General features: G+C 71.2%; 21 protein-coding genes and 1 pseudogene. 8 read left to right on the top strand and 14 right to left on the bottom strand.

All coding sequences use genetic code 11. The features are described 5' to 3' along the window. Nucleotides 1-48: 48 nt before the first annotated feature. The 3 genes from Aau02nite_RS02905 to Aau02nite_RS02915 form a co-directional block, all read right to left on the bottom strand. On the bottom strand, nucleotides 49-954 hold the full coding sequence (locus tag Aau02nite_RS02905; protein ID WP_212986747.1) for a CDP-alcohol phosphatidyltransferase family protein: 906 nt from the start codon (nucleotides 952-954) through the stop codon (nucleotides 49-51). Between the two features lie 332 nt (nucleotides 955-1,286). Then, nucleotides 1,287-2,189 carry an NUDIX domain-containing protein gene (locus Aau02nite_RS02910; RefSeq protein ID WP_212986724.1) on the bottom strand — a complete coding sequence of 301 codons (903 nt, stop codon included), beginning with the start codon at nucleotides 2,187-2,189 and terminating at the stop codon, nucleotides 1,287-1,289. 5 nt (nucleotides 2,190-2,194) lie between these two features. Further along, nucleotides 2,195-3,142: an NUDIX hydrolase gene (locus Aau02nite_RS02915; RefSeq protein ID WP_212986725.1), complete on the bottom strand. Its 948-nt coding sequence runs from the start codon at nucleotides 3,140-3,142 to the stop codon at nucleotides 2,195-2,197. 228 nt (nucleotides 3,143-3,370) lie between these two features. On the opposite strand from Aau02nite_RS02915, the gene Aau02nite_RS02920 reads away from it, so the two are divergent. Continuing rightward, entirely contained in the window at nucleotides 3,371-3,646 is a 276-nt protein-coding gene (locus Aau02nite_RS02920; protein ID WP_212986726.1) for a PspC domain-containing protein, read from the top strand. 1 nt (nucleotide 3,647) lies between these two features. Here Aau02nite_RS02920 and guaA read toward each other — a convergent pair whose 3' ends face one another. The 3 genes from guaA to Aau02nite_RS02935 all read right to left on the bottom strand — a co-directional run bounded on the left by guaA (nucleotide 3,648) and on the right by Aau02nite_RS02935 (nucleotide 8,803). Beyond that, entirely contained in the window at nucleotides 3,648-5,201 is a 1,554-nt protein-coding gene (gene guaA, locus Aau02nite_RS02925; protein ID WP_212986727.1) for a glutamine-hydrolyzing GMP synthase, read from the bottom strand. A gap of 20 nt (nucleotides 5,202-5,221) precedes the next feature. Further along, entirely contained in the window at nucleotides 5,222-6,925 is a 1,704-nt protein-coding gene (locus Aau02nite_RS02930; RefSeq protein ID WP_212986728.1) for a S8 family serine peptidase, read from the bottom strand. A 111-nt stretch (nucleotides 6,926-7,036) separates the two neighbouring features. Beyond that, on the bottom strand, nucleotides 7,037-8,803 hold the full coding sequence (locus tag Aau02nite_RS02935; RefSeq protein WP_212986729.1) for a S8 family serine peptidase: 1,767 nt from the start codon (nucleotides 8,801-8,803) through the stop codon (nucleotides 7,037-7,039). A 148-nt stretch (nucleotides 8,804-8,951) separates the two neighbouring features. Here Aau02nite_RS02935 and Aau02nite_RS02940 point away from each other — a divergent pair, with 148 nt between their 5' ends. Continuing rightward, nucleotides 8,952-10,040 (top strand): LCP family protein, encoded by a 1,089-nt coding sequence (locus Aau02nite_RS02940; RefSeq protein WP_212986730.1) that lies wholly within the window; start codon nucleotides 8,952-8,954, stop codon nucleotides 10,038-10,040. A 14-nt stretch (nucleotides 10,041-10,054) separates the two neighbouring features. On the opposite strand, the gene Aau02nite_RS02945 is transcribed toward Aau02nite_RS02940, so the two are convergent. From Aau02nite_RS02945 to guaB, 3 genes are all read right to left on the bottom strand, one after another. Next, complete coding sequence (locus Aau02nite_RS02945; protein ID WP_212986748.1) at nucleotides 10,055-11,482, bottom strand: M1 family metallopeptidase; 1,428 nt, start codon at nucleotides 11,480-11,482, stop codon at nucleotides 10,055-10,057. A 195-nt stretch (nucleotides 11,483-11,677) separates the two neighbouring features. Continuing rightward, a complete protein-coding gene (locus Aau02nite_RS02950) occupies nucleotides 11,678-12,796 on the bottom strand; it encodes a GuaB3 family IMP dehydrogenase-related protein (protein ID WP_212986731.1) in 1,119 nt (372 codons plus the stop codon). A 27-nt stretch (nucleotides 12,797-12,823) separates the two neighbouring features. Beyond that, the gene (gene guaB, locus Aau02nite_RS02955) at nucleotides 12,824-14,311 is read right to left on the bottom strand and encodes an IMP dehydrogenase (protein WP_212986732.1); all 1,488 of its coding nucleotides are present in this window, start codon (nucleotides 14,309-14,311) and stop codon (nucleotides 12,824-12,826) included. A gap of 119 nt (nucleotides 14,312-14,430) precedes the next feature. Between guaB and Aau02nite_RS02960 the strand changes: the two genes are divergently transcribed. After that, nucleotides 14,431-14,832, top strand: coding sequence for a DUF5319 domain-containing protein (locus tag Aau02nite_RS02960; protein WP_203773789.1), 402 nt, complete (start codon nucleotides 14,431-14,433; stop codon nucleotides 14,830-14,832). Between the two features lie 1,001 nt (nucleotides 14,833-15,833). Here the strand turns inward: Aau02nite_RS02960 and Aau02nite_RS02965 are convergent. Then, nucleotides 15,834-16,676 carry a response regulator transcription factor gene (locus tag Aau02nite_RS02965; protein ID WP_212986733.1) on the bottom strand — a complete coding sequence of 281 codons (843 nt, stop codon included), beginning with the start codon at nucleotides 16,674-16,676 and terminating at the stop codon, nucleotides 15,834-15,836. Between the two features lie 230 nt (nucleotides 16,677-16,906). Between Aau02nite_RS02965 and Aau02nite_RS02970 the strand changes: the two genes are divergently transcribed. Then, nucleotides 16,907-17,296: a WhiB family transcriptional regulator gene (locus Aau02nite_RS02970; RefSeq protein ID WP_212986734.1), complete on the top strand. Its 390-nt coding sequence runs from the start codon at nucleotides 16,907-16,909 to the stop codon at nucleotides 17,294-17,296. Nucleotides 17,297-17,465: 169 nt separating this feature from the next. On the opposite strand, the gene Aau02nite_RS02975 is transcribed toward Aau02nite_RS02970, so the two are convergent. The 4 genes from Aau02nite_RS02975 to groES all read right to left on the bottom strand — a co-directional run bounded on the left by Aau02nite_RS02975 (nucleotide 17,466) and on the right by groES (nucleotide 21,793). Further along, complete coding sequence (locus Aau02nite_RS02975) at nucleotides 17,466-18,992, bottom strand: molybdopterin-dependent oxidoreductase (RefSeq protein ID WP_212986735.1); 1,527 nt, start codon at nucleotides 18,990-18,992, stop codon at nucleotides 17,466-17,468. A 46-nt stretch (nucleotides 18,993-19,038) separates the two neighbouring features. After that, nucleotides 19,039-19,662, bottom strand: coding sequence for a hypothetical protein (locus Aau02nite_RS02980; protein WP_212986736.1), 624 nt, complete (start codon nucleotides 19,660-19,662; stop codon nucleotides 19,039-19,041). Between the two features lie 95 nt (nucleotides 19,663-19,757). Beyond that, the gene (gene groL, locus Aau02nite_RS02985; protein WP_212986737.1) at nucleotides 19,758-21,410 is read right to left on the bottom strand and encodes a chaperonin GroEL; all 1,653 of its coding nucleotides are present in this window, start codon (nucleotides 21,408-21,410) and stop codon (nucleotides 19,758-19,760) included. 74 nt (nucleotides 21,411-21,484) lie between these two features. Then, nucleotides 21,485-21,793 (bottom strand): co-chaperone GroES, encoded by a 309-nt coding sequence (groES, locus tag Aau02nite_RS02990; RefSeq protein ID WP_023358324.1) that lies wholly within the window; start codon nucleotides 21,791-21,793, stop codon nucleotides 21,485-21,487. Nucleotides 21,794-22,030: 237 nt separating this feature from the next. Between groES and Aau02nite_RS02995 the strand changes: the two genes are divergently transcribed. From Aau02nite_RS02995 to Aau02nite_RS03010, 4 genes and pseudogenes are all read left to right on the top strand, one after another. After that, on the top strand, nucleotides 22,031-23,197 hold the full coding sequence (locus Aau02nite_RS02995; protein WP_212986738.1) for a class I SAM-dependent methyltransferase: 1,167 nt from the start codon (nucleotides 22,031-22,033) through the stop codon (nucleotides 23,195-23,197). An 11-nt stretch (nucleotides 23,198-23,208) separates the two neighbouring features. Then, nucleotides 23,209-23,691 (top strand): Cys-tRNA(Pro) deacylase, encoded by a 483-nt coding sequence (gene ybaK / locus Aau02nite_RS03000; protein ID WP_212986739.1) that lies wholly within the window; start codon nucleotides 23,209-23,211, stop codon nucleotides 23,689-23,691. Between the two features lie 139 nt (nucleotides 23,692-23,830). Beyond that, nucleotides 23,831-24,928: a sugar ABC transporter substrate-binding protein gene (locus Aau02nite_RS03005; RefSeq protein ID WP_212986740.1), complete on the top strand. Its 1,098-nt coding sequence runs from the start codon at nucleotides 23,831-23,833 to the stop codon at nucleotides 24,926-24,928. A 79-nt stretch (nucleotides 24,929-25,007) separates the two neighbouring features. After that, nucleotides 25,008-25,139, top strand: a pseudogene (locus tag Aau02nite_RS03010) (sugar ABC transporter ATP-binding protein); the annotation flags it as partial.

Raw genomic sequence — 25,139 nt, forward strand, 5'->3', positions numbered from 1 at the left:
ACAAAAAGGGCCGGCCCGTACGGGCCGGCCCTTTTGCGTCTCAGGCGATCAAACTCGCTTGGCGCGCATCCACATCATCGGGCCGCTGAGCACGTACGCCCCCACGAGCAGCACGAACGTCAGCCGCGGGTCCACCAGCGCCCCCACGATCGGCAGCAGCCACAGCCACGGCGGGAGCTTCACGAGCCGGGCCAGCTTGGCGTACGGGAAGCTGGAGACCATCGCGAACGCCAGCAGCGCCACGCCGCCCAGCACCGCGATGCCCGGCAGCGGCAGCTCGATCAGCACGGTCAGCGCCAGCACCGCCGCCACCAGGGTGGTCGGCACGCCGGAGAAGAACTTGCCGTCCTTGGGCGAGACGTTGAACCGGGCCAGCCGGATCGCGGCGCAGCCGGCCACCAGCATGCAGGCGACGGCCGCGACAGCGGTCGGCACGGTGTGCGAGAGCGCGGCGTAGACCACGACCGGCGCGGCGAGGCCGAACGAGCACATGTCGGCCAGCGAGTCCATCTGCGCGCCGAACGGGCTGGAGACGCCCAGCCGGCGGGCCAGGGCGCCGTCGAGCCCGTCGAAGCCGACGCAGGCCACCAGGCAGGCGGCCGCGATCCGGGGGTCGCCCTGCATGGCCAGGAAGATCGCCATCAGGCCCAGGCCGAGGCTGGCCAGGGTGCACGCGTTGACGAGCGCGAAGCTGATCCGGCGGCGCATGGTGTGCGCGCCGGGCAGCAGAGAGGTGGAGTCGGCCTCGACCACGGCCGGCTGGGCCATGACCGCGGGGCCGTGGCTGCCGGAGGTGGCGACCGTACGGCCGCGGCTGTACGGGGCCGGGACGAGCTCCGTGCCGGTGTAGATCACTTCGGCCCGGGTGGCGGTGGCGGCTCGCCCGGCGTCGCCGGACCTGCGCCCCACGCGCACCAACAGGGCCTGCCGGGCGAGACTTCCGCCACGGCGCAGCCGGCCTGCCCAACGGCGTCCGGCGGGACGGGGACTATCCGTCGTGCGACGCCGGCGCCAAGGGGTTCTCGGCACGTGCTCCTCCATCTGGGGGTCGGGTGCCCGCCGGCTTGAGCCGACACGGGGTGCTGCCCTTCGCCCGTACGTCTACGGACAGTCATTTGGGCGGATTACACAATCGCATAGCCGAGCGGTCTTGGCGAGATACATCTGTTACCTCATCGACCGCCATGTGTAACGCCACCCTCTGGAGTTTTCATCCTCCGCCGGGCGAGGAAGGCGCGTTCACTGCCTTGCCCTGTGACGAGTCTAACCGAGGCTCACCAGAGCGATCACCGATGAGCCGTTTCGGCGTCGAGCCGGGCGATCGCCTCCCGGGTGACCTCGGTGAGCGGAATATCACCGAGGGTACCCGGATCGAACCAGCCGGCCGCGGCGGTGGAGCCGCCGGACTCAAGGACCTTCGGCTCGGCCGGCTCGTCCACCCGCATCCGGAACAGCACCCGCACGACGTGCCAGTCCACCGGCACCCCTTCCGGGCCCAGCGCCGCCGGGTCGTACCGGTGCGAAGTGCCCAGCAGCCCGGTGACCCGGCCGCGCTGCCCGGTCTCCTCGAGGATCTCCCGGGCCAGCGCCGCCTCCGGCAGCTCGCCGTGGTCGGTGCCACCGCCGGGCAGGTGCCAGCGGCCCGCCCCTGGGTAGCCCTCGGCGATCCGGGTCAGCAGAATCCGCCCGGCCGGATCGGTGACCAGCCCGTACGCCCCGAAACGCTGGCCCCGGCCGGGGATCCGGGCGACAGCTTCGTCCGGATCGTCCGGTACGTCGGACGACGTTCCCGGCTGCCCGAGGACGACCGCGGTGAACGGCATCAGCGGCAGGCCGGCCGGATCGACCCAGTCGACCAGCTCGGTGGTGCCCTCGGCCTCGTTGCGCAGGCTGCCGCCGACCGGCTGCACGTCGTAGATGATCCGGTCGGTGTGTTCCCACGTATCCGTGTGCGGCAGCCGGAACACGTCGGCGGTCACGGAACGGAGGCCCGTCACGCGTACGGTCAGGCCCGTCTCCTCGGCGAACTCCCGGACGACCGTGTCGTCGGGGTGTTCACCCTGCTCGACGCCGCCGCCGGGCAGGGTCCACAGCCCCGGGAACGTGGACAGGTGGGAGTTGCGGGCGAGCAGGACCCGCCCGGCGTCGTCGCGGCACAGGCCGTACGCGCCGATTCGTCTGACCTTCACGCCTCTCAGGCTAGCCGCGCCGCCCGCAGCGCCTCGGCCGTCACCTCGGTCAGCTGGTCCGCCGGCAGCTCGGCGACCTCCTTGAGGGCCATCCAGCAGGCCTCGGACGTGGACCCGCCGACGTCGGTGACGATCACCTCGGTGGGCGCGTCGACGAAGACCCGGTAGAAGGCGCGCACGCCGTGCCAGTCGATCGGGTAGCCCTCCGGGCCCAGCGAGGCCGCGTCGCGGTGGCTGGCCACGCCGAGCAGCTCGATCAGGCGGCCCTCCTGGCCGGTCTCCTCGACCAGCTCACGGATCAGCGCGGGGCCCGGCTGCTCGCCGTAGTCGGTGCCGCCGCCGGGCAGGTGCCAGCAGCCGGCACCCGGATAGCCGGGGGCGATCCGGGTCAGCAGCAGCCGGTCGTGCGGGTCGGTGGCGATCGCGTACGCCGCGAAGCGCTGTGCGCGGTGCAGCCCGTCCGGGCCCGCGACGGCGTAGAAGGAGGGGAAGTCCGGCACTTCCTCGGGCCGCAGGTCGGCCGAGGCGGCGGAGAGGCCCAGGGCGGCGGCCGTGAAGGGCCGCAGGCGCAGCTTCTCGGCCTCTTCCAGGGTGTGCCAGCGGGCCAGGTCGGTGGGCTGGCCGACCCGGTCGCAGAGGTTGCCGCCGCGGACGGTGACCTCGTAGACCAGGCGGTCGGTGTGGATGGTGACGCCGCGGTGCGGCAGGGACCGCATGTCGGCGAGCACGTCCCGCAGCCCGCTGACGGCGACGGAGAGGCCCGTCTCGGCGGCGGTCTCCCGGACGACGGTGTGGTTCGGGTCCTCGCCGTGGTCGACGGCACCGCCGGGCAGCGACCAGACGCCGGGGGTACCCGACCGGGTCGAGGCGCGGACGAGAAGGACGCGGCCTTGGGGATCGGTCGCGACGGCGTATGCCGCGATCCTGCGGAGCGGCTCCAGTGCGGGGGTCACGGGCGGCATCTTGCCCGGTTTATGTTACCTCCCGGCAAGAACTGTCGGATTCCTGACAGGACGATAGCCCACAGTAATCGCTGATCAGGGCGGTTCTCCGCACGGAGCGCAGGCGGGCAGTAACAGCCAGCAATGCCCGCGAATCACCCATCCCGGGGACGCGAATCAGGGTCGGTATCGGGGCATTCACCGAGGCGGCGAGGGGCCTCCGCGGCCCACTCTTGGAGCATGACTACACCGACCGTCGCCCCGTACAAGCAGCTCCGCCGCCCGCTCGACGACCGCATCGTGGCGGGCGTCTGCAGCGGCCTCGGCCGATACCTGGCCGTCGACCCGGTGCTGATCCGGGTCGGCTTCGTCGTGCTCGCCGCCCTGACCTGGGGCACGGCGCTGCTGGCGTACCCGGTCGCCTGGTTCCTGATGCCGGAGGAGCCGGCCCCGGCCGAGCCGGTCTGGCGCGATCCGGCCGACCCCTCCTGGGGTCAGCCGCCGACCGCGCCGTGACTCACTCCCACTCGATGGTGCCCGGGGGCTTGCTGGTGACGTCCAGGACGACCCGGTTGACCTCCGGCACCTCGTTGGTGATCCGGGTGGAGATCTTCGCGATCACGTCGTAGGGCAGACGGGACCAGTCCGCCGTCATGGCGTCCTCGCTGGAGACCGGGCGCAGCACCACCGGGTGCCCGTAGGTCCGCCCGTCGCCCTGCACGCCGACGCTGCGCACCTCGGCCAGCAGCACCACCGGGAACTGCCACACGTCGCGGTCCAGGCCGGCCGCGGTCAGCTCCTCCCGGGCGATCAGGTCGGCCGCGCGCAGCACGTCGAGCCGGTGCCGGTCGACCGCGCCGATGATCCGGATCGCCAGGCCGGGACCCGGGAACGGGTGCCGCTGCACCATCTCCTCGGGCAGTCCCAGCTCGGCGCCGAGCGCGCGCACCTCGTCCTTGAACAGGGTGCGCAACGGCTCGATCAGGGCGAACTGGAGATCGTCGGGCAGGCCGCCGACGTTGTGGTGCGACTTGATGTTCGCGGTGCCGGTGCCGCCGCCGGACTCCACCACGTCGGGGTAGAGGGTGCCCTGGACCAGGAACTCGATGTGCCGTTCGGCGTCGAGCTCGCGGGCGGCCGCCTCGAACGTCCGGATGAACTCCCGGCCGATGATCTTCCGCTTCTGCTCCGGGTCGGTGACCCCGGCCAGATGCCCGAGGAACTGGTCGGCCGCCTCGACCACCTTGAGCCGGATGCCGGTGGCCGCGACGTAGTCCTTCTCGACCTGCTCGGCCTCGCCGGCGCGCAGCAGGCCGTGGTCGACGAAGATGCAGGTGAGCTGGTCACCGATCGCCTTGTGCACCAGGGCCGCGGCCACCGCCGAGTCGACGCCGCCGGAGAGCCCGCAGATGACCTGCTTGTCACCGACCTGCGCGCGGATCGCGGCGACCTGGTCCTCGATGATGTTGGACGACGTCCAGGTCGGCTCGAGCCCGGCGATGTCGTAGAGGAAGCGCTGGAGCATCTCCTGGCCCTGCTGGGTGTGCGCCACCTCGGGGTGGAACTGCACGCCGGCCCGCCGGGTGACCAGGTCCTCGAAGGCGGCCACGGGTGCGCCCGCAGACGAGGCGGTCACCGCGAAACCGGCGGGGGCCTCGGTCACCGAGTCGCCGTGCGACATCCAGACCGGCAGGTCGGCCGGGAGCTCACGGAGCAGGGTGCCGGCCTCGGAGACCGGGGAGAGCAGGGTACGGCCGTACTCGCGCGAGCCGGTGTGCGCCACCGTGCCGCCCAGCGCCTGCGCCATGGCCTGGAAGCCGTAGCAGATGCCGAAGACCGGCACGTCGTTGTCGAACAGCTTGGCGTCCAGCACCGGGGCGCCCGGCTCGTACACCGAGGACGGTCCGCCGGACAGGATGATCGCCGCCGGGTTCTTGGCGAGCATCTCGGCGACCGGCATCGAGTGCGGCACGATCTCCGAGTAGACCCGCGCCTCGCGGACCCGCCGGGCGATCAGCTGGGCGTACTGGGCACCGAAGTCGACGACGAGAACCGGGCGGGGTGTGCTCATGGAGCGCGAGTTTACCGGCGTCAGCGGTACCACTTCCGGGCCGGGGCGTACCGCACGTTGCCGGCCTTGTCGTAGGCGCGGACGCGGACGGTCAGTACGGCGCCGTGCTTCCAGGTCTGGACCGCGAACTTGTGGCTGCTGCCGGCGTACCGCTGGGTGACCTTGCCGTCCACCAGCAGTTCCACCCGGCTCACGCCGTTGGTGTCGGAAGCCGTCGCGGTCACGTACTTGGTCTTGCGCACGTGCCGCGAACCACCGGCCGGGCCGCCGGTCATCCGCACCGAGGGACCCCAGTTGTCGACCGTGACCCGGCGGGTGGCGGCGGCGATGTTGCCGCCGCGGTCGTACGTCCGCAACCCGAGCGTGACCGCCTTGCCGCGCCCGCTGGTCTTCCAGGAGAAGCTGTACGGCGCCACCCGGTCGGTGCCCACCACGACACCGTCGGCCAGCAGCTGCACCTTGGCGATGCCGATGTCGTCGGTCGCCCTCGCCGCGACGGTGACCGTGCCGCGCACCAGCGCGTTGCCGCCGGGCGTGCGGAAGGACGTGACCGGCGGCACCGAGTCGTCGGTGACCGGCAGCGAGGCCAGGGCGGCCGCGGCGTCGACCCGGCCGGAGGACGCCGGGATCCAGGTGCCCGCGATGCCGTGGGCCGAGGTGGTCAGGGCCGTGCGGATCACCGCCGCGGCCGGGGTGGGCGTGGTCGCGGCGAGCAGGGCGGCGACCCCGGCGACGAACGGGGTGGCCGAGGACGTACCGCAGAAGTTGCCGACGACGCCGTTGCGCCCCTGCGCCGGGTTGCAGCCCGGCGCGGCGATGTCGACCCAGCTCCGGCCGTAGTTGGACCACGAGTAGCGGCTGTCGGTGGACGTGGAGGCACCCACGGCCAGCACGGCCGGGATGGCGGCCGGGTAGTGCGGGGCCGACTTGCCGTTGTTGCCCGCGGCGGCGATCACCAGCGCGCCCTTGCCGGTCGCGTAGGCCACGGCGTCGCGCAGCAGCCGGCTGTCGGAGGCCCCGCCGAGCGAGAGGTTGATGATGTCGGCGCCCTGGTCGGCCGACCAGCGCACACCCTGCGCGATGTCGCTGTACGAGCCGGAGCCCTTGGCGCCGAGCACCTTCACCGGCAGGATCCGGCAGGTCCAGCAGATCCCGGCGATCCCGGTGCGGTTGTCACCGCGGGCGGCGATCACGCCCGCGGTCATGGTGCCGTGTCCCTGGTCGTCGGCGGCGTTGCTGTCGTTGTTGACGAAGTCCCGGCCGGGCAGGACGCGGCCGGCGAGGTCGGGCAGCACCGTCACCCCGGTGTCCACGACCGCGACGATGGTCGCGGCGGAACCACGGGTGGTCGCCCAGGCGGTGTCGACGCGGGTCTTCCTGATGCCCCACTGGTGGCGGAACGCCGGGTCGTCCGGGCTCACCGCGGCGATCCGGGCGACCTGGTCGCGTTCCACGTAGGCGACGGCCGGGTCGGCCCGCAGCACCTCGGCGGCCTCCGCCACCTGGTCCGCCGGGACGTCGACGGTGACCGCGCCGACCATCGGCTCGCTGGCGACCACATCCACGCGGCGCTCCAGCGGGCCGACCACGTCGGCGTCGGCGCGCAGCCCCACGATCAGCGAGACCGCCGCCTCGTCCTCCGCCGGTGCCGCCCCGGCCGGGCCACCGCCCGCCAGAGCGATGCCACCTACCAGGAGACCGACGGTCAGGGCGCGCAGATTCATGCCCCCACGGTCGGCCGCGGGACGGCGAACCGTCGGACCGGTCCGGGTGCTTTCGGGTAGCGGAAAGCCCTCGCCGAGAGCGCCCGGCGAGGGCTTTCCGGTCAGCGACGGTCAGCGCGTGTACGTGCGGGCCGTGTCGAACCTGGCGTTGCCGGCGTTGTCGATCGCCCGGACCTGGACCTTCATCGTCTTCGGCTGCTTGGCGGCAGAGAAGGAGAACGCGTACGGCGAGGCGGTGTCCTGCGACTTCACCTTGCCGTTGATCAGCAGCTCGACCCGGCGCACCTTGTTGGCGTCGGAGGCGGTCGCCTTGATCACGACCGTGCCCTTGACCTTCGCCTTGTTCTTCGGGGCGCTGGTGATCTTCACGGCCGGCAGGACGTTGTCCACCAGGATCGAGCGGTCGTACCTGGTCTCGTTGCCGGCCTTGTCGTAGATCCGCAGCTGCAGCTTCACCGTGCCGTTGCGCCCGGCACTGTTGTACGTCAGCGAGTAGGGCGCGGTGAAGTCCTGCGACTTGTAGACGCCGTCCGCGTACAGGTTGACCTTGTTGACCCGGGAGCCGCCGTCCGCGACGCCGGCCGGGGTGACCGTGATGGTGCCGCGGTTGAGCGAGTTGCTGCGCGGGGTCATTCCGGTCACGGTCGGCGGCGTGACGTCGGTCGCGATCGTCAGGGCCCTGGCCGCGTCGAGCATCCCGTGCTTGTTCCAGCTGCCGATCGGCCGGGCCGAGGAGAGCAGGGCGAGCTGCAGCGACCAGCCGGTGTACGTCGGGTGGGCCGACTTGATCAGGCCGGCCGCGCCGGCGACCATCGGCGCCGCGAAGGAGGTGCCCTCCTGGTCGGTGTGGTAGACGCCGTCGCGGTCCATGCCGGTGATGGCACCCGGGGCAGCCATGTCGACCCAGGAGTCACCCGCCTTGTTGTAGCTGGAGAAGGCGGCGCGGGCGTCGGAACCCCTGGCGGTGGCGCCGACGGCCACCACGTCGGTGAACGCGGCCGGATACATCTTGGTGTTGCGGCTGGCGGTACGGCCGGCGTTGCCCGCCGCGGCGACGACCAGCACGCCCTTGCGGTTGGCGTACAGGACCGCGTCGGAGAGGGCCTTGCTGTAGCCGGGCCCGCCGAGCGACATGTTGATGATCTTCGCGCCCTGGTCGACGGCGTAGACGATGCCCTTGGCGATGACGCTGTCGTAGCCGTTGCCGTTGCGGTCCAGCACCTTGACCGGCAGGATCACGCAGCCCCAGCAGCCGCCGGCCATGCCGGCGCCGTTGCCGCCGCGAGCGGCGATGATCGAGGCGACCGTGGTGCCGTGGCCGGAGTCGTCGTTGGTGTTGCTGGTGTTGCTGACGTAGTTCCAGCCGCCGACGACGGCGCCGCTGAGGTCGCCGACCTTCGCCACGCCCGTGTCCAGCACGGCGATCTTGACGGCGTCCCCGGTGCTGGTCTCCCACGCGGCGGGCAGCCGCACCTGGTCGATCTCACGCTGGTGACCCGCGGTGTACATCGGGTCGTCCGGCGTCACGTCGGAGACCTTGCGCACGTGGTCCACCTCGACGTACGCCACGGCCGGGTCGCTGCGCAGAGCCGCGATCACCGTCGCGCTGCGCGCTGCGGACACCTCGATGGTGTGCGCGCGGAGACTGGCCATCGCCTGCCGGGCCGGGCCGGCGGTGTCGAGCGCCCGGACGCCCATGGTGGAGACGGTGCGCAGCGGGGCCGCGGTGTCGGCGCCCGCCTTCATGCCGACGATCAGCCGGACCGGCAGCTCCGCGGGCGGCTCGGCGGCCAGGGCCCAGGTGGTGACCCCGGTCATCGTCGCGACCAGCACGGCCGCCAGCGCCCCGACGGTCATCCGCCGCGTGACGTGCTTCATCTAGGACGTGCCTCCCCGTGTCCGACCGCCGTCGGCGGCAATCGCGGCGGTCAGCGTACGGCCGATCTTGCCCCGGTCGATGTCCCGTTCCACCACGCGAGATGCGCGCGGCGTTGAGCACGTGGTGAGCGTCCCCTACTGTTCCAGCATGCGGACTAACAGGCTCCTCTGGGCGGCGGCCGGCGTGGTGGTCGTGCTGCTGCTGGCCGGTGTCGGCGTCGTCGTGGCCCTGCGCGGTGGCACCGACGAGCCGGACCCGGTGGCCGCGCCCAGTGCGACGCCGTCGGTGCCGCCCACCTCCGCGAGCCCGGCACCACCCCCCGGCGCCGACATCACCGGCCCGCTCGACCTGCTGATCGTCGGCGTCGACACCCGCACGACGATCCCGGACTGGCAGCCGCACGCGGACGCCGTCATGCTGCTGCACGTCGATGCCGACCTGCAGCAGGGCTACCTCTACTCGCTGCCCCGGGACCTGCGGGTGGAAGTGCCGGCGTTCGCCAAGAACGGCTACGCCGGCGGACGGCGCAAGCTCACCGAGGCGATGAGCGAAGGCGCCAAGGTCAGGGGCACCGACAAGCCGAACGTGGCCCAGGGCTACGAACTGCTCGCCAAGACCGTCTCGAGGTACACCGGCATCAAGGAGTTCGACGCCGGCGCGGTGCTGACCTTCGCCGGGCTCAGCAGGCTCACCGACGCGCTCGGCGGCGTCACGCTCAAGATCGACCAGAAGGTCGTCTCCCAGCACCGCCGCCCGGACGGCAAGCTGCGCCCGTTGCGCTCCGGTGGCGGCGGCTACGTCGGCCCGCAGGCGACCTACCTGCCCGGCACCCGCAAGCTGGTCGGCTGGCAGGCCATCGACTACGCCCGCCAGCGGTACACCGCCGGCGGCGACTACACCCGCCAGCGGCACCAGCGGCAACTGATCAAGGCCCTGCTGGCCCAGGCCGAGGACGCCGGTCTGGCAACCGACCAGGCCAAACTGCAGGCGGTGCTGGCCGCGCTGGGCGACACGCTGGTCTTCTCCGGCGAGCGGACCCCGATCGAGTACGCGTACGCGCTGCGCGGTCTCACCCCGGGCAAGCTGACCCTGGTGGGCCTGCCCGGCGCCGGCGTCTACAACGGCGGTTACATCGGTGAGCAGCTCACCGCGACCGGCCGTGGCTTCCTGCGCGCGGTGGCGGCCGGGAAACCGGCGCCCTACCTGGCCGAGCAACCCGAACTGATCAGCAAGTAGGACGGCCGGCCGGGCTACGGCTGCGGCGGCTTCTGCGTGCCGAAGAGCCACGCCTCGAAGAGGTCCCCCAGGTCCTTGCCGGCGGCCCGCTCGGCGGCCGCGATGAAGTCCTCCGTCGTGGCGTTGCCGTCCCGGTGCTCGGCCGGCCACGACTTGAGCAGGGCGAAGAAAGCCGGGTCGCCGATCGTGCGGCGCAGGGCGTGCACGGTCATCGCGCCGCGCTGGTAGACGGCGTCGCCGAAGAGGCGGTCAGGGCCGGGATCGCCGGTCGGCACCGACCAGTCGAACCCCGCGTAGGCCCGGTCGAAGGACTGCTGGGCGGTCCGCTCGCCCTCGTGCTCCAGCCAGAGCCATTCCGCGTACGTGGCGAAGCCCTCGTTGAGCCAGATGTCCTGCCAGCGCGCCAGGGCGACGCTGTCGCCGTACCACTGGTGGGCCAGTTCGTGGACGACCACAGTGGTGTTCGGCCGCTCCGCGAAGAACGTGTTGCCGTAGACCGGGCGTGACTGGGTCTCCAGCGCGTACCCGACCCGGTCGTCGTCCAGGACCACCCCGCCGTTGGCGTCGAACGGGTACGGCCCGAACAGGTTGGCGAGGAAGTCGGTGACGGCGCCGGTGCGGGCCAGCGAACGGGCGGCGTTGCTGGTGGCGGGCAGGGACTCCGGCAGGGCGATGACCATCGGCCTGCCACCGTGGGTGGTGCTCTGCACCCGGTACTGCCCGATCACCACGAACGCCAGGTAGCTGGCCAGCGGCTTGCTCTCGGCCCAGCGCCAGGTGGTCCGGCCGGCGCTGGTGGCCCGCGCGCCCGGCACGCCGTTGCTCAGCACCTCGACCCCGGCCGGCACGGTCATGGCCAGCGTGAACGTGGCCTTGTCGGAGGGGTGGTCGTTGACCGGGAACCAGGTGCTGGCGGACTCCGGCTGGCCCAGCGCGAACGCACCGTCCTTGGTCCGCAGCCACCCGCCGACCCCGAGCGCCTGGTTGCTGAGCGGCTGCGGCTTGCCGCTGTACTCGACCACCACGGTGAAGGACCTGCCCTTGACGATCCCGGCCGCCGGGGTCACGACGAGCTCGTTGCCGTCGGCCCGGCTGGTGGCGGCCCGGCCGTCCACAGTGACCTTGCCCGCGACGAGACGGGCCAGGTCGAGGTGGAACGCCGACAGATCCTGGGTGGCGGTGGCCGTGATGGTCGCGGTCCCGCCGAGCTGCCCGGTGGCCGGTGCGTAGTCCAGCTTCAGGTCGTAGCCGGCGACGTCGTAGCCGCCGTTGCCGTACTTCGGGAAGTAGGCATCCCCGGCACCCTCGGCGCCGGGGGCGAAACTCGGCGGCGGCGAGGGACTAGGGGTGGGACGTGCCGTCTCGTCGTCGCCGCTGCACCCGGCCAAGACCAGCGCCGTCAGCACGGCGACGGCAGTTCGGGCCTTGTTCGCTCGCTGCATCACCGCACCGACGTTACGTGCCCCCTGCGAAAGCGCGGCGAAGCCGCGCGTGGGTGCGGGTCGGGAGCGCAGCGACGACCAAAGCCCGGCCACTCACGCACCTGGCAGGGAGCGCAGCGACCGGTGTCGGCGGGAGCGACGGTCGCACCACCCGCCGAGCTACGACCGGATTCAGCTCTTGATCGTGCTCGCGCCTCAGCGGTCCAGGACCAGGCCGACCTTCTGGAACTCCTTGACGTCGTGGTAGCCGCACTTGGCCATCGCCCGGCGCAGGCCGCCGAAGAGGTTCAGCTGGCCGTCGGGCCGGTCGGCCGGGCCGTACAGCAGTTCCTCGAGCGTGCCGTCCGGCTCACCGGCGATGCAGAAGCCGCCGCGCGGCAGGCTCGGGTGACTCGCCGCCGAGTGCCACCACGCGCCGCCGGCCGGGGCGCCGGCAGCCAGCGACAGCGGCTCGCCGAGCATGACCGCGTCGGCGCCGCAGCCGATCGCCTTGGCGATGTCACCGGAGGTCTGGATGCCGCCGTCGGCGATGAGGTGCACGTAGCGGCCACCGGTCTCGTCCAGGTAGTCCCGGCGCGCGGCCGCGGCGTCGGCGATGGCGCTGGCCATCGGGACACGGATGCCGAGCACCGTGTCCGTCGTGGACCACTCGTCGGCGCCGATCCCGACGATCACGCCGGCCGCGCCGGTGCGCATCAGGTGCAGGGCGGTCTTGTAGTCCGTGCAGCCGCCGACGATCACCGGGAGGTCGAGGTCGGCGATGAACTCCTTGAGGTTGAGCGGCTCGTCCGTCGTGGACACGTGCTCGGCGGAGACCAGGGTGCCCTGGATGACGAGCAGGTCGACACCGGCGTCGAGGATCACCGGGGCCAGCGCGAGCGTGTGCTGCGGCGACACCCGCACGGCCACGGTCACGCCACCCTCACGCATGGTGCGTACGCGCTCGGCGATCAGCTCGGGCCGGATCGGCTCGGAGTAGACCTCCTGCAGGCGCTTGGTCGCGTCCGCCTCCTCGTCGAGCCCGGCGAGCTCCTCGAGGATCTTGGTCGGGTCCTCGTAGCGGGTCCACAGCCCCTCGGCGTTCAGCACGCCCAGGCCGCCGAGGCGGCCCAGGGCGATCGCCGACTGCGGGCTCATCGTGGCGTCCGACGGGTGCGCGACGCAGGGGATCTTGAACGGGTACGCGTCGACCTTCCACTCGGTGGACACGTCGTCCACGTCGCGGGTCCGCCGGCTCGGGACGATGGCGATGTCGTCCAGGTGGTACCCGCGCTGGGCGGTCTTGCCGAGACCGATCTCCACCACGTCACGCATGTCGGAATACCTTCTTAAGGGAGTGGATCAGCGGGAGTGGTAGTTGGGAGCCTCGACGGTCATCTGGATGTCGTGCGGGTGGCTCTCCTTGAGACCCGCAGCGGTAATCCTGATGAGCTGGCCCTTGTCCTGCAAGTCCGGGATCGTCTCGGCGCCGACGTAACCCATGGCCGCGCGCAGGCCACCGATCAGCTGGTGCGCGACTCGGGAGAGCGGCCCACGGTACGGCACCTGACCCTCGACGCCTTCCGGCACCAGCTTGTCCTCGTTGACGTCCTGCTGGAAGTAGCGGTCCTTGGAGTAGGACTTCGCCTGGCCCCGGGACTGCATGGCGCCCAGCGAGCCCATCCCCCGGTACGTCTTGAACTGCTTGCCGTTGATGAAGATCAGGTCGCCGGGGCTCTCCTCGGAGCCGGCCAGCAGACCGCCGAGCATGACGGTGTCGGCGCCGGCCACGATGGCCTTGGCGATGTCACCGGAATACTGGATGCCGCCGTCGGCGATGACCGGGACGCCGGCCGGACGGCAGGCCCGGGAGGCCTCCATCACGGCGGTGATCTGCGGCACGCCGACACCCGCGACGATCCGGGTGGTGCAGATCGCGCCCGGGCCCACGCCCACCTTGACCGCGTCGGCGCCCGCGTCGACCAGCGCCTTGGCGCCCGCGTACGTCGCGATGTTGCCGCCCACGATGTCCGTGGTGGTGTCCTTCTTCAGCCGGGCGACCATCTCGAGCACCGCACGCTGGTGACCGTGCGCGGTGTCCACGATGACGACGTCGACCCCGGCGTCGATCAGGGCCCGGGCCCGCTTGTACGCGTCGTCGCCGACACCGACCGCGGCGGCGACCCGCAGCCGGCCCTGGGGGTCCTTGGCGGCGTTCGGATACTGCTCGCTCTTGGTGAAGTCCTTGACCGTGATCAGCCCGCGCAGCCGGCCGAAGTCGTCGACCAGCGGCAGCTTCTCGACCTTGTGCCGCTGCAGCAGGGCGAGCGCCTCGTCCTTGCTGACCCCCACCGGCGCGGAGATGAGCGGCATCTTGGTCATGACCTCGCGCACCTTGACGCCGTGGTCGGTGACGAAGCGCATGTCCCGGTTGGTGACGATGCCGACCAGCACACCCTCGGCGTCGACGACGGGCAGCCCGGAGATGCGGTAACGCCCGCAGAGGGCGTCGACCTCCCGCAGGGTGTCGTCGGGGCTGCAGGTGACCGGATTGGTGATCATGCCGGACTCGGACCGCTTGACCAGGTCGACCTGCGAGGCCTGGTCCTCGAGCGAGAGATTGCGGTGCAGCACGCCGATGCCGCCCTGCCGGGCCATGGCGATGGCCATCCGCGCCTCGGTGACCGTGTCCATGGCGCTGGAGAGCAGCGGGATGGAGAGCTCGACGTTGCGGGTCATCCGGGTGATCGTGTTGACCCGGCTCGGCACGACGTCGGACTCGCCGGGCTGCAGCAGCACGTCGTCGAAGGTGAGACCCAGGGGCACCGTGCGGGCGGACTCGTTATCCACTGATCATCCCTAGCAAGAGGCGGAGTGTTTCATCCTACCCATCCAGCTGAGGGGCTCTGAAGGGCGGACAGCGCGTGCGGGCCAGCACACACCGCCCCTGGATGGGTACGGTAGACACCGTGCAAGAAGAGCCGATCGACCCGTTCAACGGCGACCCCGCGGATCCGGCCGCCGGACTCGACGACCTCTCGGAGGACGCCGAGAACGACCCGCTGACCGAGGCCGAGCGGCAGGACGTCCTCGAGGACCTCTCCGACCTGGAGATCTACCAGGCGCTCCTGAGCCCGACGGGGATCCGCGGACTGGTGATCGAGTGCGAGGACTGCCACGAACCGCACTACTTCGACTGGGACCTGCTGCGGGGAAACCTGCGGCATCTGCTGAGCAGTGGAAGGCCCCGGGTGCACGAGCCGGCCTACGACCCGGACCCGGACCACTACGTGACGTGGGAGTACGCCCGGGGATACGCAGACGGCGTGCATGACACGTTGACCGAGGGCACGGACGACGAGCAGAGTTAAACGGCTCTGTTGAATGGCCTCGCTCCGCTCGGCTGGCACTCCGCCCCAAGGCGGTCGGTGTCGAGTGCACCAAAACAGGCCACGGCTCAGCTGAATGGCCTCGCTCCGCTCGGCTGGCACTCCGCCCCAAGGCGGTCGGTGTCGAGTGCACCAAAACAGGCCACGGCAAAGAGCGCCTAGCCTGTTTTGGCACCCTCGACACCGACGGGCGAAGTGCGACTTTGGTTGCGGTTACTACCTGGGCGGGGGAGTCGGCCGCGGTCTGACTCGGCCCGGTGAGACAAGCCGAGAGCAACAGCCGAGCCGGCCAGCCGGGCGGGATCACTAGCTGAGCCAGCGGTATAAGCAGCCCACCCGAATTGGCACGGGCGAACGGAACCGCGCGCTCGGCCGGGCCGAGCCCGACCCAGCTGGTTGCGACTCCGCTGGCGCCGGGTCGACTCAGTCTGCTCGAGCCGCTGTGGTCCGGCCCCACCATGTCGGCGATCTGCCCTCTATCGGCCTAGCCAATCGAGTCGCCGGTCCAGCGGGCCCAGCCCCCGATCGGCCCGGACCGGCCAAGTCGCCAGCCCGGCTTGATCAGGCCGAGCCGGCCAAGTCGCGAGTCCGACCCCGATCCACTCAGCCGGCCGAGCCGGCAGCCCGGCCCAACCGGCCGAAGTCGCCGGTCCGGCCCCGATCAATCCGGTCCGGCCCCGATCAATCCGGTCCGGCCCCGATCAATACAGCCGGCTAAGTCGCCGTCCAGCTTTATCAGCTCAGCCCGCCAGATTCGCCGGCTCTTCCCCGATCAACCCAGCCGGCCGAATCGCCGGTCCAGCTCCATCAGTACAGCCGACCAAGCCGCCGGTCCAGCTCGACCAGCCCAGCCGGCCAAATCACCGGTCCAGCTCGATCTGCGCAGCCGGTCCGTGTGGCCGGTCGGGGTGTGGCCGGACCGGCCCGGCCGCGAGTCGGTGGTTGCGCTCGGGCCGGGTCGGGCGGGCCTTTTTGCGGTCAGGTCAGGCGACCAGGCCGGCTCGGAAGCCTGCCGCTACCGCGTGGGCCCGGTCGCGTGCTCCCAGTTTGCGGAAGAGTCGCCGCGCGTGGGTTTTGACCGTGTCTTCCGAGACGAAGAGCTCGCGGCCGATCTCCGCGTTGCTCTTTCCGTCTGCCATGCCCCTCAGTACCTGCAGTTCGCGCTCGGTGAGCGTGAGTCGCCGGCCGGTCGGGGCGTCGGTTCGGCCGGTGTCGTTGCCCGGCCAGACCATCGGGCGGCCCGTTGCCGGGTCGATGTCTGATCCGTCGCCGCGCTGGGCCGGGACCATCGGTGAGTTCGGCAGCATCGCGGGGACGCCGGCCGCGTTCGGTGTGCCGGCCATGGCCAGCCCGTCGCGGTGCAGGCCGCGGGCTGTCGCCGAGTTGTTGTTGCGGCCCGCCCCGCCGACCGCGGCCGGTTGGGCGTTCGCGCCGTTGATCGGCATGCCCTGGGGGCGTACCGGTAGCAGGAGGAGCAGCAACGCCTTGGCGACCACACTGACCAGGTCGTGTTCGACGCCGCGGATGACGCCGCGGGCGCCGGCGGCTACGGCGGCCGCAGCGACCCGGGGGTCTTCGGCGCCGAAGAGGACGACCTGTGCCTGGGGGGCACGGGCGAGGACGCGACGGGTGAAACCGACGCTGTCGGGACGGGTCACGGCGGTGTCGGCCAGGACGACCTCGGCCGGCCTTTCAGCCAGTCGGATCATGGCCTCGGTCTCGCTGACCGCCGTCCGCACGACCCCGGTCATGCCGAGCCGGGCCGCGGTGGAGGCGACGGTCTGGGCCGCTAGTGGGGTTCGGACGCACACGAGGACGGTACGCACAGTGATCCTCCTTCTCTCTCAGAGGAGATCACGCAACGGCCGCAGCATTACGCGCTTTAGATGGAAAAAATAGGAAACATCGGTACGGCGTGCCGCACCGATGGGATACGGCCGACGAAGACATCGACAAGTCGTGTGTGACGAAGCCTGCACCGGGGTACACCGGCGGCAGGCCTGAGCCAGGCCCCTCATGACAACACTCCGCGGTGCCGCGCGGGAGGAGGGTGTTGATGTCGAACGTTCGCAGACTGCCCGGGCCCATCGCCGACCTTTGGGACTGGCAACGACTGGGCCTGTGCAGGGGGCGCGACAGCGCCCAGTTCTTCCACCCGGATGGTGAGCGTGGCTCGTCCCGCAACCGTCGTGAGGCCAAGGCCAAGACGATGTGCGGAGCCTGCCCGGTCCGGGCGGAGTGCGCTGCTCACGCGCTGGCTGTTCGTGAGCCGTACGGTGTCTGGGGAGGTTTCAGCGAAGCGGAGCGGCTGCGGCTGCTCGCGGTCGGCTGGGAGGACCTTGCCGATCGGACTCACGGGCGGGTCGACCTGGCTCGGCTCGAGGCCCGCCTGGGCCGGCCCCACAAGTCGACGGTACCGGCACAGCGGCAGGCACCGGCGGCCTGACGCCGGACCGAGCGCGGCATCACCACACATGTGACGACGCGGTTCCCTGCGGGGAGCCGCGTCGGCGTGTTCTCCGGCGTGTGAGCCTTGTCGGTGGACATACAAGCCACCGTATGAGCGAACTTGACCGTGTCGTCGGACCGAAAGTGCGGCTTTCGCGTGACTCGATTCAGCCGACCGTGACCTGCACGGAGTGCCACCCGGTGGCCCCGTCCGGCGCCGGCGGCGCGGGCGTGCTGGTCTGAGTCTGACCATCCTTGTCGGTTGCCCGGACCCGCAGAGTGTGCTCCCCCGCCGTGGCCGGCCACGAGTACGACCACTGCACCCACGTGTCGACCGAGACGACCGGGGCGAGCGTGGCAGCGGCCCACGGACCGTCGTCGACCTGCACCTCGACCTTGGTGATGCCGCGGTGCTGGGCCCACGCCACCCCGGCCACCGTGACCGGCCCCGCCTTGCGCTCGGCACCGTCACGCGGCGTGTCGATACGCGACTCGGTCTTGATCGGGCCGAGCGCCGACCAGCCCCGCGGCACCCAGTACGCGTCGAAGTCCGAGAACCGCGTCAGCTCGATCTCGGTGATCCACTTGCAGGCGGAGACGTAGCCGTACAGCCCCGGGACGACCATGCGCACCGGGAACCCGTGCCGCACGGGTAGCGGCTCACCGTTCATGCCGACCGCGAGCAGGGCGTCGCGCCCGTCCCGCAGCACGGCGGTGGGAGTGCCACAGTTCCACCCGTCGCTCGAACGCTGCACCACCTGGTCGGCGTCGGGCAGCGGCTGCGCCTCGTCGAGCAGGTCCTTGATCGGGGTGCCGAGCCACAGCGCGTTGCCGATCAGATCGCCGCCGACCTCGTTGGAGACGCAGGCGAGCGTGATGTACCGCTGCACCATCGGCCGCTGCAGCAGCTGCTCCCAGGTGATGGTGATCGGGTTGCGCACCATGCCGTGGATGCGCAGCTCCCAGGTCGAGGGGTCGACCTGCGGCAGATACAGCGCGGTGTCGATGCGGTAGAAGTTCTTGTTCGAGGTCACGTAGGGGGTCGCGCCGGCCACCTGGGCTCCGGCCGGAACGGGCGCGGCGGCCGAGGCGGCGGGGAGGACGACCGCGTTGCGGGCGGAGGTCACCGCGCGGCGGGAGGTCAACAGCCGGCCGCCCACGCCACCGACCGCGGCGATGCCGGCCGCGGTGCCGAGCCCGATGAGAAAGCGCCGACGGCCATCCTCCCGGTAGGCACTCGGCGAAGCGCCCACCGCAGCAGGCTCCGCCGAGACCGCTGCCCCCAGCAGATAGCGAAGAGCGAAGAACGCCGCCCCCGCACTGACCAGCGTCGGCAGCGCAGCCAGAAGACCGGCATCGTTGCGGGTCAGTGCGGCGACAACCCCGATCACCGCGAACAGCGCGATGCCCGTCGCCGCGACCGTCCGGCTGCGCAGAGCCAGCACGCCCAGCAGAGCGGCATAAACCGCCAGCAGGATCGCCGTGCCGGTGATCAGGGCGGTCTTGTCGTGCGTGCCGAAGATCGCGATCCCCGCGTCCTTGACCGGCGCGGGCACGTTGTTGACCACCACGCCGCCCACCGCGAACAGCGGCGACGACAGCGGACCGGTGAAGACGGCGACGAGCTCGGCGACGCCGAGTGCCACACCGGCCGCGGCGACCCCGGCCAGCGCGGCCCGCAAGGAGAGTTTCACGTCTCCATCCTCCACCCGGCGACGCCGCGCACCCGGGCCTGAGGTCTTACGTTTCGATGACGGCCGCCGACCGCAACGGCGGCAGGGCAGCCACCAGGTCGTCGAGCAGGGACACCGCACACCGCTCGGCGCGGGGCTCGGGCAGCTTGGGCACGCCCTCGGCCGGCAGTTCCCAGATCACCCGGCCCGGATCGAGGCGCTCCAGGGCCGCGTACCACTGCTGCAGAGGCTCCCGCAGCTGGACGTGCGCCGCGAAATTGCGCCGCCGCCGGGTCTCGTCCGTGTCGCGCCGGCGTTGCAGCGTCTCCACCTCCGGCAGCCCCACCAGCACCGCGTCGGCGAAGCCCAGCCGGCCGGCCCGGAACGCCTCCCGGGTCACCGTCAGCTCCCGGTCGAACTGCGCCCGCGGGGCCAGGCCGAGGGCCGCCATCCCCCACGCGTAGTGCAGCTTGACCGGGTCCGTGTCGCAGAACGCCACCCCGTCGGCGCGTTCCAGGTCGACGGCCTCGGCCCAGCGCCGCATGCTGACCCGGGCCCAGTGCCGGGCCAGCGCCACGGCGTCGGTGGGCTCCCGGCCGGTCGCGGCGTACTCGGCGACGTACCGGCCGACGTACCGCCGGCACCACGACGTCTTGCCCGCCGCGGTCGGCCCCTCCACCACCACGATCATCCGCGCCTCTTTCCCCGAATCCCGCATCACACACGACAAAGGGCGCGCCGCTGAAACGCGACGCGCCCTTTTACTCTGACGAATCAGAAAACCGGTCAGAAGCCCGGGCCGTGCTGGTGTCCGTGCCCGCCGTGGCTGTGGCCGTGGCCACCGCCGGCAGCGGCCGGCTCCTGCTCGGCCGGCTTCTCGACCACGAGGCTCTCCGTGGTGAGCAGCAGCGCCGCGATCGACACAGCGTTGGAGACCGCGTTGCGGGTCACCTTCACCGGGTCGATGATGCCGGCCGCGACCAGGTCGACGTACTCGTCGGTGGCCGCGTTGAGGCCGTGGCCCCAGCCGAGCTCGGCGGACTTGCCCACCACGACGTAACCGTCGTGGCCGGCGTTCTGCGCGATCCAGCGCAGCGGCTCCTTCAGCGACTTGCGGACGATCTGCACGCCGATCGCCTCCTCGCCGGTGAGGCCGAGGTTGTCGTCGAGCACCGAGGCGATCTGCGCCAGGGCGGCGCCGCCGCCGGGGACGGTGCCCTCCTCGACCGCAGCCTTGGTCGCCGCGATGGCGTCCTCGATGCGGTGCTTGCGCTCCTTCATCTCGACCTCGGTCGCGGCGCCGACCTTGATGACGGCGATGCCACCGGAGAGCTTGGCCAGCCGCTCCGAGAGCTTCTCGCGGTCCCAGTCGGAGTCCGAGGCCTCGATCTCCTTGCGGATCTGCGCGACCCGGTCGTCGATCTCGGCCTTACGGCCGCCACCGTCGACGATGGTCGTGTTCTCCTTGTCGACCACGACGCGCCGGGCGGTGCCCAGCATGTCGAGGGTGACCTGGTCCAGCTTGTAGCCGAGCTCGGGGGCGATGAGCTCGCCACCGGTCGCGATGGCCAGGTCCTGCAGCATCGCCTTGCGGCGGTCCCCGAAACCGGGGGCCTTCACGGCGGCGACCTTGAAGGTCTTGCGCAGGGCGTTCACCACGAGCGTGCTCAGCGCCTGGCCGTCGACGTCCTCGGCCACGATGAGCAGCGGCTTGCCACCCTGCAGGACCTTCTCCAGCAGCGGCAGCATCTCCTCGACGCTGGAGATCTTCTGGGTCGTGATGAGCAGGTACGCGTCCTCGAGGACGGCCTCCTGCGACTCGGCGTCGGTCACGAAGTTCGGGGAGATGAAGCCCTTGTCGAACTGCAGGCCCTCGGTGACGTCGAGCTCGGTGCTGAGCGCGGAGCCCTCCTCGACGGTGATGACACCGTCGCGGCCGACCCGGTCCATGGCCTCGGCGATGAGCTCGCCGATGGTGGCGTCCTGGGCCGAGATGGTGGCCACGTTCGCGATCGCCTTGTGGTCGGCGACCTCGACGGCCTTCTCCAGCAGGGCCTTGGAGACGGCCTCGGCGGCCAGGTCCATGCCGCGCTTGAGGGCGATCGGGTTGGCGCCCGCGGTCACGTTGCGCAGGCCTTCCTTGACCAGCGCCTGGGCGAGCACGGTGGCCGTGGTGGTCCCGTCGCCGGCGACGTCGTTGGTCTTGGTCGCCACCTCCTTGACCAGCTGGGCACCGAGGTTCTCGTACGGGTCGGTGAGCTCGATCTCCTTGGCGATGGTGACACCGTCGTTGGTGATCGTGGGAGCGCCGAACTTCTTGTCGAGGACGACGTTGCGGCCGCGCGGCCCGAGGGTGACCTTGACCGTGTCGGCGAGCGTGTTGACGCCGTGCTCCAGCAGGTGCCGGGCGTCGTCAGAGAAACTGAGGATCTTCGCCATTTATGGTCCCTTCAACGCACCGGCGCCCTGGACCGGAGAGCCGGGCCAGGGCGGTCAGCACTGTCGGTTAGGTCTTACTTCTCGATGACCGCGAGGACGTCGCGGGCGGAGAGCACCAGGTACTCCTCGCCGGCGTACTTGACCTCGGTGCCGCCGTACTTCGAGTACAGAACGGTGTCGCCGACCTGCACGTCGATCGGAACGCGGTTGCCCTTGTCGTCGATCCGGCCGGGGCCGACTGCGAGGACGGTGCCCTCCTGCGGCTTCTCCTTGGCGGTGTCGGGGATCACGATGCCCGACGCCGTCGTGGTCTCGGCCTCGTTCGCCTGGACCACGATGCGGTCCTCGAGCGGCTTGATCGCAACCTTTGTCGCGGTAGTCACGGGCATACCCTCCTGGGTACAGGTGTTGTCGCCGGCCAGTGGACAGGCCGGGCTGATGCCTCATGCCACCGGGCGGGGCCGTCGTCGCGGGTGCCGGTCCGCCTGGTGCAGGCGCGCATCCCGGATGGGGCGCGCGCTGGCACCCTCAGGTTGAGAGTGCTAATCGGAGATTATGCCGGAACTAGCACTCCGTCAACCAGAGTGCCAGCACATCACCTCCTAGCAGAATGACTCGCCGTGGACCTCGAACTGCTCGCCGCCCTGCGTACCGCCGAAGGGTCTGCCGCTCTGGCGGCCGCCGCCGACGTCGCCGGCGGCGAGCCGCTGGCCGCGGCCACCGCCCTGCGGGCCCGCGGCGTCTCCCCCGATCTGGCCTCCGCCGCCCTGACCCAGACCGACCTGCGTCGGCGCGGTTCGGCCAAGTTCGGCGCCGCCGCGGCCGCGATGCTTTTCACCCGGCCGGGTCTGGAGCAGGCGACCCGGGCGGTGGTCGCCGACCGGCGGGCCGCCCGGCTGGCCGCCGCCGGGGTACGCAGCCTGGCCGACCTGGGGTGCGGCCTGGGCTCGGACGCGCTGGCCGCGGCGCGCCGCGGCATCCGGGTGCACGCGGTGGACGCGGATCCGCTCACCGCCGCCCTGGCCGCCGCCAACGCCGAGGCCGCCGGGCTCGCCCACCTGGTCACCGTGGAGTGCGCGGACGCGACGACCGTGCCGGTGGAGCAGTTCGACGCGGTCTTCGCCGATCCGGCCCGGCGGCGGGCCGGGCGGGGCCGGGTGATGGATCCGCGGTCCTGGTCCCCTTCCTGGGACTTCATCGCCACGCTGCCCGCCCGCGTGCCCCGCACGGTCCTCAAGCTGGCCCCCGGCATCGACCACGCGTTGCTGCCGGCCGGCGCCGAGGGCGAGTGGGTGAGCGTCGACGGCGACCTGGTGGAGGCCGCATTCTGGTGCGGGCCGCTCGCGGAGTGCGCCCGGCGGGCCGTGCTGCTGCCCGGCGGGGCCGAGCTGACCGGCTCGGGCGTCGAGGCCGCGCCGGTCGGGCCGGTCGGTGCCTTCCTGTACGACCCGGACCCGGCCGTGGTCCGCTCGCATCTGGTGGCCGAGTTCGCCGCGTCGGTCGGGGGCCGGATCGCCGACCCGGAGATCGCGTACGTCTACACCGATGCGGCCGTCGACACCGGGTTCGGCCGGCGGCTCGAGATCACCGACGTGCTGCCGTTCTCCCTGAAGCGGCTGCGGACCCTGCTGCGCGACCGCGGCATCGGCCGGCTGGAGATCCGCAAGCGTGGTTCGGCGCTCGAGCCGGAGCAGTTGCGCAAGGATCTGCGGCTCAGCGGGAGTGCGGGGGCCTCGCTGGTGCTGACCCGGGTGGCGGGGGCGCCGGCCGTGCTGCTCTGCCGCTAGCCTGCTTGATCGTGGCGAAGAAGGCTGCCGGCACCCCGGCCACCGTGCTGCTCACCGCGCAGGAAGTGGCGCACGGGCTGCATCCGTACGATGTCTCGCCGGACGCCCCGAACTACGGCGCCCTCGTCGCCGAGGCCCTCGGTGTTGCTCCGGCCCTGCTCTTCAAGACGCTGATCGCCGAGGTCGACGGCGGGCTGACCGTGGCCGTCGTACCGGTGACCGGCGATCTTGATCTCAAGGCGCTGGCCGCCGCGGCCGGCGGCAAGCGCGCCGCCCTGGCCGACCGGGCGGCCGCCGAGCGCAGCAGCGGTTATGTCCGCGGCGGCATCAGCCCCCTGGGCCAGCGCAAACGCCTGCCCACGGTGATCGACGACTCGGCGCTCGGGCTGGAGCTGATGTACGTCTCCGCCGGGCGCCGCGGCCTGCAGGTCTCGCTCGCCCCGGCCGACCTGATCCGGCTCACCGGCGCCACGACCGCGCAGATCCGGACGTAGGACCACTGCCGTTACGACACCGTTACGACTCGTCAGGGACCTTTCTCCTGAGATCCGGCAAATCGGACCCTCCCAGTGACCTAGCGTCACCAACAGGAATCCGAAGCAAGGTCCGGATTGATCCGAAGGGACTCGAGGAATGCGTAAGGGAATGTTCGCCCTGGCCGCGGCTGGCCTGCTGGCCACCGGCAGCATGGCTGCGTGCGGTGACGACAGCGGCAGCGACTCCGGCAGCACCGGCGGCGCGGCCGTCGGCAAGGTGGGCGTCATCCTGCCGGACACTGCCAGCTCCCAGCGGTGGGGCACCGACGACCCCAAGTTCCTGAAGGCGGCGTTCGACGCGGCCGGCGTGGCGGTGGACATCCAGAACGCCCAGGGCGACAAGAGCCAGTTCCAGACGATCGCCGACGGCATGATCTCCAGCGGCGTCAAGGTGCTGATGATCGTCAACCTGGACTCCGGCACCGGCAAGGCCGTGCTGGACAAGGCCAAGGCGGCCGGCATCGCGACCATCGACTACGACCGGCTGACCCTCAACGGCGGTGCGAACTACTACGTGTCGTTCGACAACGTGGCGGTCGGCAAGTTGCAGGGCGAGGGCCTGGTCAAGTGCCTGACCGACATGAAGGCCAGCAAGCCCGTCGTGGCCGAGCTGAACGGCTCCCCGACCGACAACAACGCCACCCTGTTCAAGGAGGGCTACGACTCCGTCCTCAAGCCCAAGTACGACGCGGGCGAGTACGTGAAGGGCCCGGACCAGTCCGTGCCGGACTGGGACAACGCGCAGGCCGGCACCATCTTCGAGCAGATGCTGACCGAGAAGAAGGACATCAAGGGTGTGCTGGCGGCCAACGACGGCCTCGGCAACGCGGTCATCTCGGTGCTGAAGAAGAACAAGCTGAACGGCAAGGTCCCGGTCACCGGCCAGGACGCCACGGTGCAGGGTCTGCAGAACATCCTCGCGGGTGACCAGTGCATGACGGTCTACAAGGCCATCAAGCAGGAGGCCGACGCGGCCGCCGACCTCGCCATCTCGCTCGCCAAGGGCCAGAAGAAGGACGTCGCCCAGACGATCACCGACCCGGAGTCGAAGGCGGCCGTGCCGTCGGTGCTGCTGCCCCCGAAGTCGATCTTCAAGGACAGCGTGAAGGACGTCGTGGCGGACGGCTTCGTCACCAAGGAACAGCTGTGCACCGGCGACTTCGCCAAGCTCTGCACGGACAACGGCGTCAGCTGACCCCACCTCGGGCCCGACGGCGCCGTCCATGCCCTGCCCGGGCGTGGGCGGCGCCGCATCGACTGAAGGAGAAACACCCGTGGCCGCGACACCTCTTCTGGAGCTGCGCGGGATCGACAAGAGCTTCGGTCCCGTCCAGGTCCTGCACGATGTCGGACTGAGTGTGTATCCGGGGGAGGTGACCGCGCTCGTCGGTGACAACGGTGCCGGT

Origin of the sequence: Actinoplanes auranticolor (genome assembly GCF_018332655.1) — a bacterium.
Lineage (GTDB): Bacteria > Actinomycetota > Actinomycetes > Mycobacteriales > Micromonosporaceae > Actinoplanes > Actinoplanes auranticolor.